The sequence below is a fragment of the Caulobacter sp. Root655 genome (assembly GCF_001427665.1).
Taxonomy (GTDB): domain Bacteria; phylum Pseudomonadota; class Alphaproteobacteria; order Caulobacterales; family Caulobacteraceae; genus Caulobacter.
Genome location: NZ_LMHC01000002.1, coordinates 211262 through 230663, shown reverse-complemented (window position 1 = coordinate 230663; position 19402 = coordinate 211262). Strand labels below are relative to the sequence as shown.

Sequence of the window (19402 nt, the reverse complement as noted above, 5' to 3'; positions counted from 1 at the left end):
CTCGGGAGCGGCCCGGGCGTCACGCCCAGGCCGACTCGCTTACTTCTTGGTCGGCTGGAGAGCTTGAGCCCCCGGAGCCGCTTGGTCCAGACGTTCGCGATCGAAGGTCAGGGTCTTGATGCGGGCGTCGACCGCGGCCACCACGGAGTCGGTGATGTCCATGGCCGGGTTGCCCAGCAGAACCGATTCCCGTTCGATCAGAATCGAGCAGGTCTTGGCCTGGTAGGCCTGGCGGATGGCCGGGTCCAGTTCCTGATAGACGCGAGCCAGTTGCTTCTGCTCGGTGGCCTCGACTTCGCGCTGGCGCAGCTGGCCTTTACGCTGCCAGGCGTTGGCGCGCACCTGCAGGGCCGAAGCCTGCTGTTCCAGGGTGCTCTGGTCCAGGGTTCCCTTCTTGGCGTCCAGGGCCTTGGCTTCGGTGTCGAGCGCGGTGCGCTCGGTCGTCAGCTCGGCGTTGACCTGCGAGATGATGGTCTTCAGGCGGGCGTCGACCGCCTTGCCGACCTGCGAGGTCGCGACGGCGCGCTGGCTCGAGAAGATGCAGACGCCGGCGATCGGCGCGCCGTGCGTGACGGCGGGGGCCGCGGGCGCGGCGGGAGCGGCGGCCTGAGCGAAGGCGCTCGACGCCATGGCAAGCGCCGTGAGACCCGAAGCGGTCGCGGCGAAGAACTTGGAGGTCATGCTCATTAAAACCTTGTGGAGGTGGAGAACCGGAAGGTTTCGGTTCTGTCGTAGTTTTCTTTAGCGAGAATGCGGCTGAAATCGAACCGGATCGGACCCATGGGCGATTTCCAGTCGATACTCAACCCCGCCGAGGCCCGGAGACCAAGACCATCCTTGATCGCCAGGTTGGGCTGGCCGTCGGCGCCCAGACGATCGACGTCGTCCAGCTGGCCGGCGGTGCCGAAGTCGCTGAACACCGCGGCCTTGATGCCGTACTGGTCGGGCAGGAAGGTCGGGATGGTCAGCTCCACCGTGCCGATGGCGTAGAGCTTGGCGCCCAGCGAGTTGGTCTGGCTGTTGGTGGTGTCGCGCGGGCCGATACCGGCGATCTCGAAGCCCCGGAACGAGGTGCCGCCCTTGTAGAAGCGGTCGTTGATGCGGATGTCGTCGCCGCCCCAACCTTCGATATAGCCCGCCGAACCGGTGGCGCTGAAGATGAAGTCCTTGTTGAAGCCCCAGTACCAACCCGCGTCGGCCTCGGTCTTCAGGTACTTCACGTCGCCGCCGAAGCCCGCCAGGTCCTGGTTCAGGTCGGCGAACCAGCCGCGCGTCGGCTGGATCGGGTCGTTGCGCTTGTCCAGGCGCAGGCCGTAGCCGATCAGCGAGGTCATGTACGAACCGCGCTGCAGGCAGAGGATGTCCGAAACCGAGCCGTTGACGCACAGGCTGTTGTCGACGCTGACCTCGTCCTGGCGGAGCTGGTAGCGCAGGCTCATCGAGGCGTTCTGTGTCAGCGGGAAGCCGAGCCGCAGCGTGCCGCCGGTCGATTTGGTGTCGTAGGCCGCGTAGTCGCTCAGGTCGTAACGGTACGAATAGAGGTCCAGACCGGCGCGCAGGTCGCGGCCCAGGAAACGCGGCTCGGTGAAGCCGAAGTCGATCTGCTGGCGCAGCGAGCCGACCGAGACCCGGGCCCGCAGGTTCTGGCCCCGGCCGCGGAAGTTGCGCTCGGTGATGCCGACGTCGAGCACCAGCTTGTCCACCGAGCTGTAGCCGGCGCTGAACGACAGTTCGCCCGTCGGCTGCTCCTCGACCTTGACCCGCAAGGCGGTGCGGTCGGGCTGGGCGCCGGGGATTTCCTCGATATTGACGTCCTTGAAGAACCCAAGGCTGCGGATCCGGTTCTTCGAGCGATCGACCAGCACGCGGTTGTAGGCGTCGCCCTCGGCGACTTCCAGTTCCCGGCGCAGCACGTAGTCGAGCGTGCGGGTGTTGCCGACGATGTCGATGCGATCGACATAGACGCGCGGGCCTTCACGGACCGAGAACACCACGTCGACGGTGTTGGTCTCGCGGTTGGGCACGTAGCGCGGGCGGACGTCCACGAAGGCGAAGCCCGCCGCGCCGGCCGCGAAGGTCAGGGCGTCGGTGGCCTGCTCGATGCGTTCGTCTTCATAGAGCTGGCCGGTGCGGATCGGCAGGATCTGGGCCAGCAGGTTGCCGTCCAGCTTCTTCAGCTCGGTTTCGACGGTGACCTTGCCGAACTTGTACTTGGGGCCCTCGTCGATCGTGTAGGTGACCGCGAAGCCGTTCTTGTCGGTGGCCAGTTCGGCGACCGAGGCCACGACGCGGAAGTCGAAGAAGCCGCGGTTGCGGTAGTGCTTGCGCAGCTGTTCGCGGTCGTACTCGATCCGGTCGGGGTCGTAGTTGTCGTTGCTGGTCAGGAACTTGTACCAGTGCGACTCCTTGGTCACGATCACGTCGCGCAGGTCGTTGTCCGAATATTCGCTGTTGCCCAGGAAGTTGACGCCGAGCACGCCGCTCTTGGGGCCTTCGTTGATCTCGAACACCAGGTCGACGCGCTTTTGCGGCAGTTCGACCACCTTGGGGGTCACGGTCGCCGAGATGCGGCCCGAGCGGCGGTAGAGTTCGATGATCCGCTGAACGTCGGCCTGGACCTTCGAGCGCGTGAAGATGCCGCGCGGACGGATCTGCACCTCGTCCTTCAGCTTGTCTTCCTTGAGCGCCGAGTTCCCCTCGAAGACCACCTGGTTGATGATCGGGTTCTCGACGACCTTGACGATCAGGTCGCCGCCCACCAATTCAATCTTGACGTCGGCGAACAGGTCGGTGCGGGCCAGGGTCTTCAGCGCCAGGTCGAGACGGGCCGGATCGACCGTCTCGCCGGGCTGGATCGGCAGGTAGGACAGCACGGTCCCTTGCTCGATCCGTTCGTTGCCCTGCACCACGATGCGCTGGACCACGCCCGTCTGGGCCTGGGCGAAGGCGGCCTGCGGCGCGGTCAGCGCCGTGGAACCGAGAAGGAGCGCAACGCCGGTGGCGAACGCGGCGCTATGGGCGCGAATTTTGTTCATGGGACCAATCATGGACGGAAGGCGGCCGCTCAAGAGAACAGACCGCCGAAGAATTTAAACACGCTCAAGCGCTGCAGATCATTCCAGGTCGCGAACAACATGAAACCCAGCAACAGCGCAAGACCAACCCTGTAACCGGCGGCTTGCAGCCGCGCCCCCAACGGCCGCTGGGCGACCGCTTCGTAGGCGTAGAACAGCAGGTGCCCGCCGTCCAGAACCGGGATGGGGAGAAGATTCATGAAGCCGACACTGACGGAGAGGAACGCGGCCAGGCTGAGCAGGGCGACGCCCGCGCCCAGCAGCATCATGGGCAGGCTCGTACCGCCATTGGCGGCGCCGGCCTGGGCGACCTGACCCGAGGTCTTGGCGATGCCCAGCGGCCCGCCGATCTGGTCGGCCGAGACCTGGCCGCGGATCATGCGGCCCAGATAGTAGACGGTGGTGTCCAGGACGTCCCAGGTGCGGGTCACGCCGACGCCGAGGGCCTGGACCGGGTTGTAGCGCACCTTCGCCACATAGGTGCTGGGCAGGGCCGGCCCCACGCCGAGCAGCAATCGCCGCTCCATCTTGCCCTGAGCGCCCATCGCGTCGCCCATCGCGGGCGTCGCCTCGAGCGGGACATACTGCTTGTCGCGGTAGACGTTGAACCGGATGGACTGCGCGCCACGATGTTTGACGTAGGCGGTGAGGTCTTCGAAGCTGCCGATCGCCGTCTCGTCGGCGGTCGTGATGACATCCCCCGGCTTGAAGCCGGCGCGATCGGCCGCCGAGCCCGGCATGACGTTTCCGACGACCGCCGGAAGGCCAAAGCCCAGGACGCCGCCCTTCTGGCTGTTGCCCAGACCGTCGGAGATGTCCTTCAGGACCGGGGTTGCGTCGATGTTGAGGTCTTCACCGCCACGACGCACCTCGAAATGGATCGGCACGTCGCTTCGCAGCATCACGTAGCGATCCAGGTCTTCGAAGTTCTTCAGCTTGCGGCCGTTGGCCGACAGGATCACGTCGCCCTGGCGAAAGCCCGCCGCCGCGGCCGGGCTGCCGGCGACCAGGCCGCTGACGATCGGCCGGCGCATGGTTTCGCCAAACGAGCCCGCCAACACGGCGAACAGCACGATCGCCAGGATGAAGTTGGCCGCCGGTCCGGCGACCACCACGAAGGCGCGCTGCCACAGCGGCTTGAAATGGAAGTAGCGGGCGACGGCGTCCTTGCCCTCGATGTGCTCGATCTGCGCGCGCAGGGACTTCAGGTCGTCCTGGTCGGGCACGCTGGCGACGTTCTCGTCGCCCGAGAAGCGCACATAGCCGCCCAGCGGCAGCCAGCCCAGCTGCCATTGCACGCCGGCCTTGTCGCGCCATTTGGCGATCGGCTTGCCGAAGCCGATGGAGAATCGGTCGATCGCCACGCCGCAGGCCTTGGCCGCCCAGAAGTGGCCGAGCTCGTGCACGGTCACGACCAGCAGGATCACCAGCGGGAAGGCGATCAGGTAGGTCGCGGCGGATTGCATGAAGCCGAGCATGTCGGATTTCTTCTCGTCTTCAGTTTGGACGGCGAACTTGGCCGACAACCTCGGCCGCAATGCGGCGGGCGCTGGCGTCGGTCATCATCGCGCTGTCGAGCGCGTCGGCGTCGTTGTCGGCGAGGTTTCCCAGCCCGTTCATGCGTTCAAGTGTCCCCGCCACCGCGCCGGCAATATCCAGAAAGCCGATCTGGCGGTCAAGGAAGGCCGCGACGGCCACCTCGTTGGCGGCGTTCATCGCCGCCGGCGCGCCGCCGCCCAGGCGCAGGGCCTCGCGGGCGATGGCGATCGACGGGAAGCGGTCCAGGTCCGGTTCTTCGAAGGTCAGCTGGCCATAGGCGGCCAGGTCCAGGCGCTGGGCGGGCCACGACAGGCGCTGGGGCCAGGAGAAGGCGCAGGAGATCGGGCTGCGCATGTCCGGTGGCCCCATCTGGGCCAGGGTCGAGCCGTCGGTATATTCGACCAGGCTGTGGATCACGGACTGCGGGTGAATCACGACGTCGATGCGCTCTTGCGGGGTGTCGAACAGGTACGAAGCCTCGATCATCTCGAGGCCCTTGTTCATCATCGTCGCGGAATCGACCGAAATCTTGGCGCCCATCGACCAATTGGGATGGGCGACCGCCTGTTCGGGTGTGGCCAGGGCCATGGCGGCCTTGTCCCAGGTGCGGAACGGGCCGCCGGAGGCCGTCAGGATCAGGCGCGATACCCGATCGATACAATCGCGCTGCAGCACCTGGAAGATCGCCGAATGCTCGGAATCGACGGGAATCACCGAGCCGCCGGCCTCGCGGGCGATGCGCAGCAGGGCCGGCCCGGCGCAGACCAGGCTTTCCTTGTTGGCCAGGGCGATGACCGCGCCGGTGCGGGCGGCCGCCAGGGTGGGCGCCAGGCCCGCCGCGCCGACGATGGCCGACATCACCCAGTCGGCGCCCATAGCCGCGGCTTCGGTCACCGCCGCCGCGCCGGCCCGGGCTTCGATTCCCGAGCCCGCCAGGCGCTGACGCAGCTCCGGCAGACAGGTCTCGTCGTCGATGACCGCCACCCGGGGCCGCCAGCGCAGAGCCTGTTCGGCCAGCTTGGCGACGTTGCGCCCAGCCGTCAGGGCCAGGATCTCGACGGCCACGTCGGCCTGTTCGAAGAGGTCCAGGGTCGACACGCCGATCGAGCCCGTCGACCCCAGCACCACGACCTTGCGGGCCATAACCTCGCGGGTGTGGATCAAGGCAACCATCCCCACTGGTCGAGCAGCCGCGCCCCGGCGACGACGATCGCCGCGAACATCAGGCCGTCGACCCGGTCCAGCATACCGCCGTGGCCGGGAATCAGGTCACCGGAATCCTTCACGCCGAACCGGCGCTTGAGAATCGACTCCCAGAGGTCGCCCATCATGGTGGCCAAACCGCCCAGCAGGCCGACGGCGGCCGCGACGGGCCAAGCCAGATGCAGGTCCGGCAGGGCCGGCAGGGCGAACGACAGGGCCACGATGCCGATCGCGCCCAACGAGGCGGCGACCAGCCCGCCGAAGAAGCCCGACCAGGTCTTGTTGGGCGAATAGCGCGGCCACAGCTTGGGCCCCTTCAGGATGCTGCCGACCACGAAGGCGAAGATGTCGGCGAACCAGGTGACCGTGAACAGCAGCAGGGTCCAGGTCAGGCCGGCGTCCATCCGGCGCAGCCAGATCATCGCGATCACGGCCGGGGCGATGTAGATCACGCCATAGGCCGCGTCGGCCCGGCGCTCGAGCGCGCCCCGCGCCATCAGGGCGGCGGCCACGGCGCCGACGATCACGACCGGCCAGGTGATGTAGTAGTGGCCACGGAAGGCGACGATCACCGAGATCGCCACGGCGGCGCCGATGGCCAGGGCCACGCCCAGCGCCGAGCGCTTGGCGCTCATCTCGGCCCATTCGCGAGCCAGCAGGGCCACGCCGACCAGGATCAGGGCCAGGAACCAGACGTCCCCGAACCAGACGGCGGCCACGACGGTCGGCACCAGCACCGTGGCCGAGGCGACACGGATCCGCAGGTTACCCCAGTTGAAACGCTTAGCCGGCGACGGCGACGTCATCGACGGCAATGCCTCCATAGCGACGGTCGCGGCTTCGATATTCCGTCAGCGCGGCGGCCAGGTGTTCGGGCCCATAGTCCGGCCACAGAACGTCCTGATACACGAGTTCGGCGTAGGCGCATTCCCAAAGCAGGAAATTCGAGATTCGCTGTTCGCCGCTGGTGCGGACGATCAGGTCCGGGGCCGGAGCATCGGCGGTGGACAACCGCTGCTCGAACATCGCCTCGTCCAGATCGGCGGCCCGGGCCTCGCCCCGCTCGACCGCTTCGGCGAAGGCGCGGGCGGCGTCGACGATGTCGGCCCGGCCGCCATAGTTGAAGGCCACCTGCAGCAGGAAGGCGTCGTTCTGGGCGGTGCGGCGCTCGGCGCGCTCGATGACGTCCAGCACGTCGGGGGCCAGGCCCGTGCGGCGGCCGATGATGCGCACGCGCACGCCCTCGCGGGTCAGGCGGTCGAGGTCGGATTCCAGATAGGCCTTCAGCAGGCCCATCAGTTCGGAGACTTCCTGCGGCGGACGTCTCCAGTTCTCGGTCGAGAAGCCGAACACCGTCAGCACGCCCACGCCCAGGGCGGCGGCGCCCTCGACGGTGCGCTTCAGCGCGTTGACGCCGGCGCGATGGCCCAGGACGCGCGGCAGGTTGCGCCGCTTCGCCCAACGGCCGTTGCCGTCCATGATAATGGCCACATGCAGAGACCGGGCCGACGGGGCGCCCCCGGCGCGCGTCGACACGTTCTGCAGGCCGGTCGTCGGCGCCATGCGCTTCAGCCTTCCCTCATCGCCCCCTAGAAACGGGTCGATGCTTAAACCTGCATGATCTCTTGTTCTTTGGTTTTCAAGGCCTCGTCGACCTGCTTGATGGCCGCGTCGGTCATCTTCTGGACCTCGGTTTCCATCTTCTTCAGCTCGTCCTCGCTGATGACGCTGGCCTTCTCCGCCTTCTTCAGGTCGTCGTTGGCGTCACGGCGGATGTTGCGGACGGCGACCTTCTGGGCCTCGGCGTACTTGCCGGCGATCTTCACCAGATCCTTGCGGCGCTCTTCGGTCAGCGGCGGGATCGGGATGCGCAGGTTGTTGCCCTCGACGACCGGGTTCAGGCCCAGGTCCGAGTTGCGGATCGCCTTCTCGACGGCCGAGACGACACCCTTGTCCCAGATGTTGACGTTGATCTGGCGCGGCTCGGGCACGCTGATCGAGGCCACGGTGTTGAGCTGCACCATCGAGCCATAGGCGTTGACCACGATCTGGTCGAGCAGGCCCGACGAGGCGCGGCCGGTGCGCAGGCCGGCGAAGTCTTCCTTCAGGGACAGGACGGCCTTGTCCATGCGGTCCTTGTAGCGGGGCAGAACGGGCTTTTCGGCGGTGGCCATGGCTTGGGCTCTCTTCGCTGGTAATTTAAGCGGCGCGGTCGGTGGACACGACGGTGTGGACACCGCCGCCTCGCAGAACGTTGAGCAGGTTGCCACGTCCCTTGATCGAGAAGACCACGATCGGAATGTTGTTGTCGCGCATCAGGGCCACGGCCGAGGCGTCCATGACCCGCAGGTCCTGGGCCAGGACGTCCATGTAGCTGAGCTTGTCGTAACGCTTGGCGGCCGGATCCTTCTTGGGATCGGCGGTGTAGACGCCGTCGACGCTGGTGCCCTTGAACAGGGCGTCGCATTGCATCTCGGCGGCGCGCAGGGCCGCGGCGGTGTCGGTGGTGAAGAACGGGTTGCCGGTGCCGGCGGCGAAGATCACCACCCTGCCCTTCTCCAGGTGCCGCTGGGCGCGACGGCGGATGTAGGGCTCGCAGACCGTGGCCATCGGGATGGCCGACTGCACGCGGGTGGAGACGCCGATGCGCTCCAGGGCGTCCTGCATGGCCAGGGCGTTCATCACCGTGGCCAGCATGCCCATGTAGTCGGCGCTGGAGCGTTCCATGCCCTTGGCCGCCCCGGCCATGCCGCGGAAGATGTTGCCGCCGCCGATCACCAGGCACAGCTCGACGCCGGACTGAACGATCTCGCGGATGTCCTCGGCCACCGACTCCACGGTCTTGGTGTCGATGCCGTAAGGCGTGTCGCCCATCAACACCTCGCCCGACACCTTCAGGAGCACGCGGCGGTACGGTTTGTGCGTGGGTTCGGACATGCGGCAGGCTCTTCTTGAGTCGTCGGGACGCAACATAGTGCGCGTTCCGGAAAAGTGGGATCGGTTTTCCGGTCGAAAACCGGTGAGATCGCGTGCATTGACGCGACCCGCGCGCAAAAAGGGCGCGGCGCGCGTTGAAACGCGCCGCGCCCTCATAGGCGACCTGCCTCGCCGCCCCGTTTTAAGCCAGGGCGGCGAACAGGACTTAGGCTTGGCCGCCGGTCATGGCGGCGACTTCGGCGGCGAAATCGCCTTCCGGACCTTTTTCGACGCCTTCACCCAGGGCCAGGCGAACGAAGCCTTTCACGGTGAGGGGCGAGCCCAGTTCCTTGCCGGTCTCGGCAACCAGTTGCTCGACGGTCTGGTCCGGGTTCATGACGAAGGCCTGCTTCAGCAGCACGACTTCTTCCAGGAACTTGCGGATCCGGCCTTCGACCATCTTCTCGACCACGGCCGGGGGCTTGCCCGATTCCAGGGCCTGCTCGGTGAAGATCTGGCGTTCCTTTTCGATCGCGGCCTGGTCCAGGTCGTCCGGCGACAGCGACAGCGGGGCGGTCGCGGCCACGTGCATGGCGATCTTGCGGCCCAGCTCCAGGATCTTGGCCTGGTCGCCTTCGCCTTCGATGGCCACCAGCACGCCGATCCGGCCCAGGTCCGGGGCGGTGGCGTTGTGGATGTAGGACGACACCGCGCCCTTGGCGACGGTGAAGCGGGCCGAGCGGCGCAGGACCATGTTCTCGCCGATGGTGGCGATCAGGTTGGTCAGCACGTCCGACACGACGTCGCCGTCGGCGGTCTTGGCCGCGTTGATGGCCTCCACGCCTTCGACGTCCAGGCCGACGGCCGCGATCTTGCGGACGGCGTTCTGGAACAGCTCGTTGCGACCCAGGAAGTCGGTCTCGGCGTTCACTTCGACGGCGGCGGCGGTCATGCCCGCGCCGTCGTTGCGCACGGCGATGCCCACCAGGCCTTCGGCGGCGATGCGGTCGGCCTTCTTGGCGGCCTTGGACAGGCCCTTGGCGCGCAGCCAGTCGATGGACGCGTCGATGTCACCGGCGTTTTCGACGAGGGCCTTCTTGCAGTCCATCATGCCGACGCCCGACTTTTCGCGCAGTTCTTTCACCAGCGCAGCGGTCACTTCAGCCATGAGTTCCTCCATTGAATATCGGAGCGTTTCCAACCACGGCCGAAACCGGCTCGCCTGGGGAAACGCGTGAAACAAAACTACGACCGGGCTTGATAGCCCGGTCGCATGTCAGGGTCACAACAGCCGCTTCCCCACCTAGGTCGGGAAGCGGCGGCTGGAAAATCAGCTCGCGGCCGGCTCGTCGGCGACGGCTTCGATCGCTTCGGCGGTCGCTTCTTGAGCGGCTTCCGGAGCGGCTTCGACGGCCGGAGCCGCTTCGGGAGCAGCGGCGGCTTCAAACGCCGCTTCCTGCTCGGCGACTTCGGCGGCGGCGACCGGGGCGGCGGCGGCTTCAGCCACCGGCTCCGGGGTCAGTTCGCGAGCCAGGGTCGGTTCGATCGGAGCGACCGAGGCGCCCAGGTCGACGCCCGACGAGGCTTGGCCGGCGGCCAGGCCGTCGAGCACGGCGTCGGCGATCAGGTCGCAGTACAGCTGCAGGGCGCGGGCGGCGTCGTCGTTACCCGGGATCGGATAGGTGATGCCGTCCGGATCGCAGTTGGTGTCGAGGATGGCGACGACCGGGATGTTCAGCTTGCGGGCCTCGAGGATCGCGATCGCTTCCTTGTTGGTGTCGATCACGAACATGATGTCGGGGATGCCGCCCATGTCCTTGATGCCGCCCAGCGACAGTTCCAGCTTGTCGCGTTCGCGGGTCAGCTGCAGCAGTTCCTTCTTGGAACGGCCCGAGCCGTCGCCGCCCAGAACGCCTTCGAGTTCGCGCAGACGCGCGATCGAGCCCGAGACGGTGCGCCAGTTGGTCAGGGTGCCGCCGAGCCAGCGGTGATTGACATAGTACTGGGCGCAGCGCTTGGCGGCCGTGGCGACCGGGTCCGAAGCTTGACGCTTGGTGCCGACGAACAGCACGCGGCCACCGGCGGCGGCCACTTCACGCACCTTCACCAGGGCCTGGTGCAGGAGCGGGATCGACTGCGACAGGTCGATGATGTGGATGTTCGAACGCGAACCAAAGATGTAGCGGTCCATCTTCGGGTTCCAGCGGTGCGTCTGGTGGCCGAAGTGGGCGCCAGCTTCCAAGAGCTGACGCATGGAGAATTCGGGAAGCGCCATGATAGGTCTCCTTCTTCCGGTTGAACCTCCGTGGACACCCCCGCTCCGACGATTCGGACCGGGACCGGAACGGTAACGACGGGATGTCTCCCCGGCGTCGCCGCACGTCCACGTGTGGAATGGCCGCGCAAATAGGCGCGAACGGACCAAAAAGCAAGCCCTTAGGCGCCTGTCCACGCCCTTGACCCGCTCGACGGGCGAGGCTCCATTGCTCCGACGGCCGTGTTCGCGGGCGACGCATCGGGGTGATCTGTTAGTGGGCGCTAGCCACAAATGACGATCATGGCGTGACAAACGAGCCTTGGGAGTGCCGGCGCAACCATGATCCTCATTGCCCTGATGGCGACACTGCTCGCGTCGCAGCCCATCAAGCTGGAGAGCGGCCCGATCCCTGTCGAGCAGGCCTTCGAGCTTAAGCGGACAATGGGCGAGGCCGCGTTCGCCGCTGAAGTGGACGCCGCGGTTGGCCGGCTTCAGAACGGTCGGTTTCAGAAGGCCGTGACTGCCGGCCCCTGTGCAAGCCCAGCCGAGATAGCCGCGTCGGCACAGCTGGAGCTGGTCCGACGGACCCACGATCCGCAAGCCTACGCCAGGTCACAGGCGGCGGCCGAGGCAGCCCTGGCTCAACCGCGGCAGCTGCGGACGCTCTATCTTGGCGGCGCGCAGGTGTCCGCGCCGTATGGCCTCGTCAGCAAAATGATAGCCCGAGCCAAAGCCGAACCCAACGCGCGGTTGGCTGAACTCTATCGGCGGATGGCCGAGGACCAGTTTTCCGGCATCGACAGCATCATCTTAAGATCGTTCTTCGGGCCGGGCGTTCATACCACGTGGGAGAAGGGCCTGGACGACGCCGCGCTCGCCTATGTGGACGCGACCATTGCGGGTGAATGGTGCCCCATGAATGTCGCCAACGCCGATTGGTTGAAAGCCGATCTCCGGGATCACGGCTGGTACAGGATCTCGACCTACGGCGCCGACGCGGATCGCGCCGCATGGGTGATCGTCCAGCACGCCCGCCACGACCTGGCGTTCCAGCAGGAGGTGCTCGCCATGCTTGAGCCGCTCTGGCGGTCCGGCGAAACGAGGGGCGAGAATTTCGCCATGCTTTACGACCAGACGGCTCACTACAGGGGGCGTCCCGGCCGCTTTGGCGTCATGGGCGATTGCACGGCCCCGGGTGTGTGGACGCCGGCTCCCCTGGAAGACAGAGGCGCCGCTGACGCATGGCGAACGAAAGCTGGCATGCCGCCTCTCGCCCAGTACATCGCGACTCGCGGCCGGGGTTGCGCCGACTAACCCGGCGAGCCGAAGCGCCCCAACGCCCGACATCCACTCCTTTTCGGAAGTTGAGATGGTCCGCTTCGGGTGATCACTGGCTTGGCGCTGGCCGACCTATGTCGCGCGCCATCGTCAGGCCTTCGTCGACGCTTGAACGGCAAAAGCGGCCCGGATGGATTCCATCCACAGTTCGCCACGATCCGTACGTCATTCTGACATCAAACCACGGCTTGATGGCGGCGGCCCGACCCCTGGGTCGCGGCTGACAGGCCAGACCATGCTCGCGGTCTTCGATCTCGACGGCACGCTGCTCGACAGCGACTCCACGGCGCTGTGGCTGTGGGAGCGCGTCCGCCGCTCTCTTCCGCGCGCGATCGCCACCTTGTGCGTCGTCCCCCTCGCCGTGCCGATGGTGCTGATCCCCCTCACCCGCCGGGCCGGCGCCTCGATCCTGCTATGGATCGCCACCGTTGGCCTGGACGAACCGGGCTTGCGCGCCTCCTGCGCCGACTTCGCCGACCGCTTCCAGGCCGGCGCCCTGCCCTTGCGCTGGCGTGAACTGGGCCTGGCGGCGCTCGACGCCCATCTGGACGCCGGCGACCGGGTGGTGATCGTCACGGCGGCGCCCGCCGTGCTGGCCCAGGCGCTGGTGACGCCGCTGGGTCGGCCGATCGTCGTGCTCGGCACCTCGTTGAAGCGCGGGGCCGGCGGCTGGATCGCCGACGTCCACTGCCGCAACCAGCACAAGTGCCAGGCCCTGGCCGAGGCTGGGCATGGCGCGCGCTGGGCCTATGCCTATACCGACAGCCTCGATGACCTGCCCCTGCTGCGGGGCGCCGACCGGCCGGTGATCGTCAAGGGCGGCCTGGCGGCCCAGCGGCGGCTCAGCCGGGCGGGCCTGCCTCACGGCCTGGCCCCGATCTGGTAAAGCGGCGCTAGAGCGTTTCCCGACCTGATTGCATCAGGCCGGGCGCTCTAGTCTTTTGTTTTTGCGCATTTTCTTCACGCGAACCGGTGTCCATTTCGCTCGAAAATGCTCTAACCGCCGTGGACAGTTCGTCGGCCCAGGTCTGCGAGCGCGTCTTCAACTCAAAGATCTCGTCATCCCCGCTTTATGCGGGCGACCCAGGCGACGCTGGATATCGCGTCAGATTCCACTTGAGTCCCCCGAACAAGTCGGGGGATGACGAATGGGGCCGGCCTGGAGCTCCTAGCGCGACTTGCCGTCGAACGGGTGCGGCTTGAGCGCGAAGACATCCACGTCGTCCAGGCAGCGGACATTGATCGCCGCCATCTCGGCCCCACCCGGCCCGACGCCCCGGCCGAACGACTCGATGCCGCAGGTCTGGCAGAACAGGTGCGAGATCTTGTGGGTGTTGAAGCGGTATTCGGTCAGGGCGTCTTCGCCCTGCTGCAGTTCGAAGGCGCTGGCCGGCGCGAAGGCCAGGACCGAGCCCAGCTTGCCGCAGCGCGAGCAATTGCAGGTGATCAGATTGTCGAGCTCGATCTCGACCGTGTAGCGCACCTGCCCGCACTGGCATCCGCCGTTATGTCTGGCCATGATCCATCTCCTCCTGCGAACGCCGGTTCATCACCAGCGCCTGGGCGCGACGCGCCTCCAGACCGATGCGCGCGCCATCGATCATACGTCCTTCCGGAGCGCCCGGTCATTGTTCGGCATCGACATTTCCCCAAGTCGCCTTGGCGGCGTTGCGGCGGCGCGCGATACGGCTGAGGGCGATCTCCAGAACAAGTTCGTCGATGCGGTCGGGGTCGTACCCTTCGAACAAGTCGGCGACGTCGGCGCGGTCCGGATGCGCCGGATCGGCCAGGACTTCCAGGGCGCCGTAGAAGCCCGGGAGGCCGCCGCAATCTTCTGGCGGGGCGCATCGCTCGCCGGCGAGATAGCGCGGATATTCCGCCTCCGGGTCGCCAGGGCGGATATCGCTGAAGGTGAGCCGATGTCGCCAATCGTCGCCGAAGTCATAGGTGTAATCCATGACCGTGCCGGCGGACTTGAGAACGTCGCGCAGGCGCGCCTTGTCGGCTCTGATGATGGAGGGGCCATCCTCGCTGTCGCCGGGGACCGCCTCGCCGTAGAGCCGTCCGTCCAAACCCAGCGCCCACAGATGCTGATCGCGCCAGTCCATGGCGGCCTGGACGACATCATGCAGAACCTTCAGCGTGATCGAGGTCGGGACATCGACCTGACGCCAGATCAGCGGGTCGGTGTCGAGCAGCTCGATGCGCAGCGTGGCGATCTCGTTGAGACGGTCCGCGGGTGAGATCATGGGATCAATTGACTCCGCGCATGGACGGCCTCCGTAGGCTCGCGAGGTTGAGCCGCCGCCCCAGAGCCCGCCGCACTTTTGAAAGCACCCGACTGGCTCCAGGTTTTTATCTTCGCATCGCTCGGCGGAAAAACCGGTCTCCACTTTCCAACCGGCCGCCCTAAACGTCCTCCAGCAGCGCCACCCCCGGCGCGGTCTTCAGGGCGCCTCGTAGGGCGGCGTCGAGGGTGTAGCGACCGGGCAGCTTCATCTCGATCTCGCGGCCGCCGCCCAGGGCGGCGATCAGGCTGATCTCGCCGCCGCGCGGCGAAGCGGCGGGCTCCAGCCGCTTGCGCAGGGCGTCGATCTCGGTGGCCGAGGGCGACAGGTGCATGCGCAAGCCCGCCACCATGTTCTCGATGGCCTTCTCGATCGGCTCGGCGTCGTCGCCGAAGAACCGCACCTCGCCGTCGCGGGCCTTGGCGCGGACCTTGATCGACACCGCCTTGCCCGGTTCCAGCACCTCGCGGCACTTGCGCAGCGCCTCGGGCGGGAACAACACCTCGTATTCGCCGCTGGGGTCGGACAGCGACACGAAGGCGAAACGCTCGCCGCTCTGCGAGGCCCGCTCCTGGCGACGGCGCACCACGCCGCACATCCGGAAGGCCTCCATGCCGGCCTCGGCGCGCGGGATGACCTCGGTCAGCATGGCGGTGCGCCGGCGGCGCAGCACCCCGACCAGGTCGTCCAGCGGGTGGCCGGTCAGGTAGAAGCCGACCGCGGCCAGTTCCTCGTCGAGCAGGTCGACCTGGCTCCACGGCTCGGTCTTCTTCAGGCGCGGCCGCCCGGCGGCCGGGTCGCCGCCGAACAGGGCGTGCTGGCCGCCCTGGCGGTCGGCGGCGATGCTCTGGCCGTGGGCGATCAGCACGTCGGCCGAGGCGAAGATCTGGGCGCGGTTCTTGTGGAAGGAGTCGAAGGCCCCGGCCCGGGCCAGGTTCTCGATGGCCCGCTTGTTGACCAGTTTGGGGTCGACCCGCTCGACGAAGTCGAAGATGTCGCGGAACGGCCCGCCCTCCTCGCGGATGGCGACCAGGTGCTTCATGGCTTCCAAGCCGACATTGCGCACGGCGCCGAGGGCGTACAGCACCTCGCCGTTCTCGACCTCGAAATCCGCGCCCGACCGGTTCACGTCCGGCGGTCGCACGGTGATGTCGAACCGCCGGGCGTCCTGGTGGAAGACCGCCAGCTTGTCGGTGTTCGACAGGTCCAGGCTCATCGAGGCGGCCAGGAACTCGACCGGCGTATTGGCCTTCAGCCATGCGGTCTGGTAGGCGATCAGGGCGTAGGCGGCGGCGTGCGACTTGTTGAAGCCATAGCCGGCGAACTTGGCCACCAGTTCGAAGATCGAGCCCGACTGCTCTTCCGGGACGCTCTTGTCCTTGGCCCCGGCGACGAAACGGATCTTCTGGAGATCCATTTCCTCCTTCTTCTTCTTGCCCATGGCCCGGCGCAGAAGGTCGGCTTCGCCCAGGCTGTAGCCCGCCAGGATCTGGGCGATCTGCATCACCTGTTCCTGGTAGACGATGACCCCATAGGTCTCCTTGAGCACCGGCTCGAGGGACGGATGGAGGTTGTCGACGGGTTTGCGGCCGAACTTGCAGTCGACGAAGGTGTCGATGTTGTCCATCGGCCCCGGTCGGTACAGCGAGATCAGCGCGGTGATCTCCTCGATCGAGCCGCAGCGCATCTTGCGCAGGGTGTCGCGCATGCCCTGGCTTTCCAGCTGGAACACGCCGACCGTCTGGCCCGAGGCCAGCAGTTCGTAGGTCTTTGCGTCGTCGAACGGCAGCCGCGAGAGGTCAACCTCCTCGCCGCGCTTGCGCAGGTGCTTCACCGCCCGGTCGAGGACGGTCAGGGTCTTGAGGCCCAGGAAGTCGAACTTCACCAGGCCGGCGCTCTCGACCCATTTCATGTTGAACTGGGTGGCCGGCAGGTCCGAGCGCGGATCCTTGTAGAGCGGGGTCAGCTGGGTCAGGGGCCGGTCGCCGATCACCACGCCTGCGGCGTGGGTCGAGGCGTTGCGGAACAGGCCTTCCAGCTGCAGGGCGACGTCCAGGCAGGCCTTGACGTTGCCGTCCTCGTCACGGGCCTGCTTGAGGCGCGGCTCGATCTCGATGGCCTGGGCCAGGGTCACCGGCGCGGCCGGGTTGTTGGGCACCATCTTGCAGAGCCGGTCGACCAGGCCCAGCGGCAGTTGCATCACCCGCCCGACGTCGCGCAGCACGGCGCGGGCCTGCAAGCTACCGAAAGTGATGATCTGGGCCACGCGGTCGCGGCCGTACTTTTCCTGCACGTAGACGATCACCTCTTCCCGCCGCTCCTGGCAGAAGTCGATGTCGAAGTCGGGCATGGAGACCCGTTCGGGATTGAGGAAGCGCTCGAACAGCAGGCCGAAGCGCAGCGGGTCGAGGTCGGTGATGGTCAGCACCCAGGCGACCAGCGAACCGGCGCCCGAACCCCGGCCCGGCCCCACGGGAATGCCGTGCTCCTTGGCCCATTTGATGAAGTCCGACACGATCAGGAAATAGCCGGGGAAGCCCATCTTGATGATGACGTTCAGCTCGAACTCGAGCCGGTCCCAATAGACCTGTTCCTCGACGGCCAGGGTCAGGCCCTCGAGGCGCTTCTTCAGGCCTTCGCGGGCCTGGTGGCTCAGTTCCTCGGGCTCGCTGCGGCCGTCGCCGGTCGGGAAGCTGGGCAGGATCGGATCGCGCTTCTGCACCATGAAGGCGCAGCGGCGGGCGATATCCAGGGTGTTGTCGCAGGCTTCCGGCAGGTCGGCGAACAGCTTGCGCATGTCGTCGGCCGACTTGAACCAGTGCTCGGGCGTCACCCGCCGGCGCTCGTCCTGGCCGACGAAGGCGCCGTCGGAGATGCAGAGCAGCGCGTCGTGCGCGTCGTACATCGCGGGCTTGGCGTAATAGACGTCGTTGGTGGCGACCAGCGGCGCGTCGTTCTCATAGGCCCAGTGCACCAGACCCGGCTCGGCGGCGGCCTGGCGCGGCAGGCCATGGCGCTGCAGTTCGACATAGAACCGGTCGCCGAACACCCGCTGCATCTCGACCAGGGCGGCTTCGCCCTCGCCGGTCTTGCCCGAGGCGAACAGGGCGTCGACCGGACCGTCGGTTCCGCCCGACAGCAGGATCAGCCCCTCGGCGTGCTCGACCACCTTGGCCCACGGGACCACGGGCTCGGACATCTCGCCGCTTTCCAGATAAGCGATCGACGACAGTTCGGAGAGGTTGAGATAGCCCCGCTCGTTCTGGACCAGCAGGGTGATGGTCGGCGTCCGCGCCCAGCGCTCGGTCGGGCCGGCGCCGATGCCCGAGACCGCCAGGGCGCAGCCAATGATCGGCTGGACCCCGTAGTCCTTGGAGTAGACGGAATATTCCAGCGCGCCGAACAGGTTGTTGCGGTCGACCAGTCCCGCCGCCGGCATGCCGGCCGCCGCGGCCAGGCCGGGGATCTTGTCGGCCTTGATGGCGCCTTCGAGCAGAGAATAGGCCGAGCGCACGCGAAGGTGGACAAATCCCTGACCTTCGTTGCCCGACATCACCGCACCTCGTTCTACGACTCAGGCCACCATCTGGGCGACCTGGCACATCATCCAGACGAAGCTGGCGACAGATACAAGCGCCAAAGACTCACGCGCGATACGGACCATGGGAACCCTCCTGCGGTCGTTGCTTGTTTGTTCTATATTCCACTTTTGTTCTCCTGTGCAAGAGACCCTTGTTCGATTGCGCGCTTTTTTGTCGCGGCCTCGGCGATGATCGCTCGCCGCCCGCATTTCCGGTGGATTTGAGACGCGGATCGGCTCAGATCGCCCCATGCGCCTGATCATCGACACCGACACCGCCGGGGACGACGTGTTCTCCCTGATGCTCGCCCTGCGCCGCCCAGGCGTCACCGTGGACGCCATCACCATCGCCCACGGCAATGTCGGGTTCGAGCAGCACGCGGAGAACGCGCTGGTCACGCTGGAGATGTGCGAAAGGTCCGGCGTCCCGGTCTATCTGGGCGCCCAGCGGCCGTTCACCCGCGAGCCCCTCGACGCGGCCTATGTGTTCGGGGCCGACGGCATGAGCGACAGCGACATCCCGCGCGCCGCCCAGCGCCCCTCCCCCGGCCACGCCGCCGACGAGATCGTGCGGCGGGTGATGGAGGCCCCCGGCGAGATCACCCTGATCGCCCAGGCCGCGCTGACGAATATCGCCCTGGCCTACCTGCGCGAGCCGCGCATCGCCCGGGCCGTCAAACACCTGTGGATCATGGGCGGCACGGACAACGGGGTCGGCAATGTGACGTCGGCGGCCGAATACAATCTCTATGTCGATCCGGAGGCCGCCAAGATCGTCATCAACGCTGGTTTCGCGATGAGCATCGTCACCTGGACGGAAACCCTGCGCGACGGCCTGCTGAGCCTTGAGCAGCTGGCGGCGCTGGACGCCCTGGGCACGCCGCGCGCGGCGTTCTTCACGAAGGTCAACCGCGCCTCCCTAGCGTTCGCCCAGGAGACGCAAGCCCTGGACGGCAGCCTGCATCCCGACGCCCTGACCTGCGCCGTCGCCCTGGACGAGCGCCTGATCCTGGAGTCGGAGATGGCCGTGGTCGATGTCGAGACGGTGGGCGAGCTGACGCGCGGCTACCTCAGCGTCTCCAATCATATCCTGCCCGACATCGAGGTCGCCGACCCGGCCCTGCGCCGCCGTCCGCCCAACGCCCGGATCATCAAGCGGATCGACCAGCAGGGCTTCTACAACGCGTTGCGCGACGCCCTGCTGTAG

General features: G+C 67.0%; 17 protein-coding genes. 3 read left to right on the top strand and 14 right to left on the bottom strand.

What is annotated here, in order from left to right; genetic code table 11:
- Positions 1-39: 39 nt before the first annotated feature.
- The 10 genes from ASD79_RS05740 to rpsB all read right to left on the bottom strand — a co-directional run bounded on the left by ASD79_RS05740 (position 40) and on the right by rpsB (position 11007).
- A complete protein-coding gene (locus ASD79_RS05740; protein WP_156400386.1) occupies positions 40-687 on the bottom strand; it encodes an OmpH family outer membrane protein in 648 nt (215 codons plus the stop codon).
- Positions 687-3047, bottom strand: a complete 2361-nt coding sequence (bamA, locus tag ASD79_RS05735) for an outer membrane protein assembly factor BamA (protein WP_056720068.1) — start codon at positions 3045-3047, stop codon at positions 687-689. Before bamA ends, ASD79_RS05740 begins: the two co-directional genes overlap by 1 nt.
- 17 nt (positions 3048-3064) lie before the next feature.
- Positions 3065-4552 (bottom strand): RIP metalloprotease RseP, encoded by a 1488-nt coding sequence (rseP, locus tag ASD79_RS05730; RefSeq protein WP_056720067.1) that lies wholly within the window; start codon positions 4550-4552, stop codon positions 3065-3067.
- A gap of 19 nt (positions 4553-4571) precedes the next feature.
- Positions 4572-5756: a 1-deoxy-D-xylulose-5-phosphate reductoisomerase gene (locus ASD79_RS05725; protein WP_082584818.1), complete on the bottom strand. Its 1185-nt coding sequence runs from the start codon at positions 5754-5756 to the stop codon at positions 4572-4574.
- 17 nt (positions 5757-5773) lie between these two features.
- The gene (locus tag ASD79_RS05720) at positions 5774-6622 is read right to left on the bottom strand and encodes a phosphatidate cytidylyltransferase (protein ID WP_056720065.1); all 849 of its coding nucleotides are present in this window, start codon (positions 6620-6622) and stop codon (positions 5774-5776) included.
- Positions 6600-7379 (bottom strand): polyprenyl diphosphate synthase, encoded by a 780-nt coding sequence (uppS, locus tag ASD79_RS05715; protein ID WP_056720064.1) that lies wholly within the window; start codon positions 7377-7379, stop codon positions 6600-6602. Before uppS ends, ASD79_RS05720 begins: the two co-directional genes overlap by 23 nt.
- A gap of 44 nt (positions 7380-7423) precedes the next feature.
- On the bottom strand, positions 7424-7990 hold the full coding sequence (gene frr, locus ASD79_RS05710) for a ribosome recycling factor (RefSeq protein WP_007676090.1): 567 nt from the start codon (positions 7988-7990) through the stop codon (positions 7424-7426).
- Between the two features lie 25 nt (positions 7991-8015).
- On the bottom strand, positions 8016-8753 hold the full coding sequence (gene pyrH, locus ASD79_RS05705; protein ID WP_007676093.1) for a UMP kinase: 738 nt from the start codon (positions 8751-8753) through the stop codon (positions 8016-8018).
- A gap of 205 nt (positions 8754-8958) precedes the next feature.
- Positions 8959-9900, bottom strand: a complete 942-nt coding sequence (gene tsf, locus ASD79_RS05700; RefSeq protein WP_056720108.1) for a translation elongation factor Ts — start codon at positions 9898-9900, stop codon at positions 8959-8961.
- A gap of 162 nt (positions 9901-10062) precedes the next feature.
- Complete coding sequence (rpsB, locus tag ASD79_RS05695; protein ID WP_056720063.1) at positions 10063-11007, bottom strand: 30S ribosomal protein S2; 945 nt, start codon at positions 11005-11007, stop codon at positions 10063-10065.
- Positions 11008-11328: 321 nt separating this feature from the next.
- Here rpsB and ASD79_RS05690 point away from each other — a divergent pair, with 321 nt between their 5' ends.
- Entirely contained in the window at positions 11329-12303 is a 975-nt protein-coding gene (locus tag ASD79_RS05690; RefSeq protein ID WP_056720062.1) for a DUF6624 domain-containing protein, read from the top strand.
- A 259-nt stretch (positions 12304-12562) separates the two neighbouring features.
- Entirely contained in the window at positions 12563-13213 is a 651-nt protein-coding gene (locus ASD79_RS05685) for a haloacid dehalogenase-like hydrolase (RefSeq protein ID WP_056720061.1), read from the top strand.
- A 282-nt stretch (positions 13214-13495) separates the two neighbouring features.
- On the opposite strand, the gene ASD79_RS05680 is transcribed toward ASD79_RS05685, so the two are convergent.
- The 4 genes from ASD79_RS05680 to sidA all read right to left on the bottom strand — a co-directional run bounded on the left by ASD79_RS05680 (position 13496) and on the right by sidA (position 18279).
- Positions 13496-13846, bottom strand: a complete 351-nt coding sequence (locus tag ASD79_RS05680; protein ID WP_056720060.1) for a GFA family protein — start codon at positions 13844-13846, stop codon at positions 13496-13498.
- A gap of 106 nt (positions 13847-13952) precedes the next feature.
- A complete protein-coding gene (locus ASD79_RS05675; protein ID WP_056720059.1) occupies positions 13953-14576 on the bottom strand; it encodes a plasmid pRiA4b ORF-3 family protein in 624 nt (207 codons plus the stop codon).
- Positions 14577-14736: 160 nt separating this feature from the next.
- On the bottom strand, positions 14737-18168 hold the full coding sequence (gene dnaE / locus ASD79_RS05670) for a DNA polymerase III subunit alpha (RefSeq protein ID WP_056720058.1): 3432 nt from the start codon (positions 18166-18168) through the stop codon (positions 14737-14739).
- A 21-nt stretch (positions 18169-18189) separates the two neighbouring features.
- A complete protein-coding gene (gene sidA, locus ASD79_RS25505) occupies positions 18190-18279 on the bottom strand; it encodes a cell division inhibitor SidA (protein WP_007676110.1) in 90 nt (29 codons plus the stop codon).
- A 166-nt stretch (positions 18280-18445) separates the two neighbouring features.
- Between sidA and ASD79_RS05660 the strand changes: the two genes are divergently transcribed.
- A complete protein-coding gene (locus ASD79_RS05660) occupies positions 18446-19402 on the top strand; it encodes a nucleoside hydrolase (RefSeq protein WP_056720057.1) in 957 nt (318 codons plus the stop codon).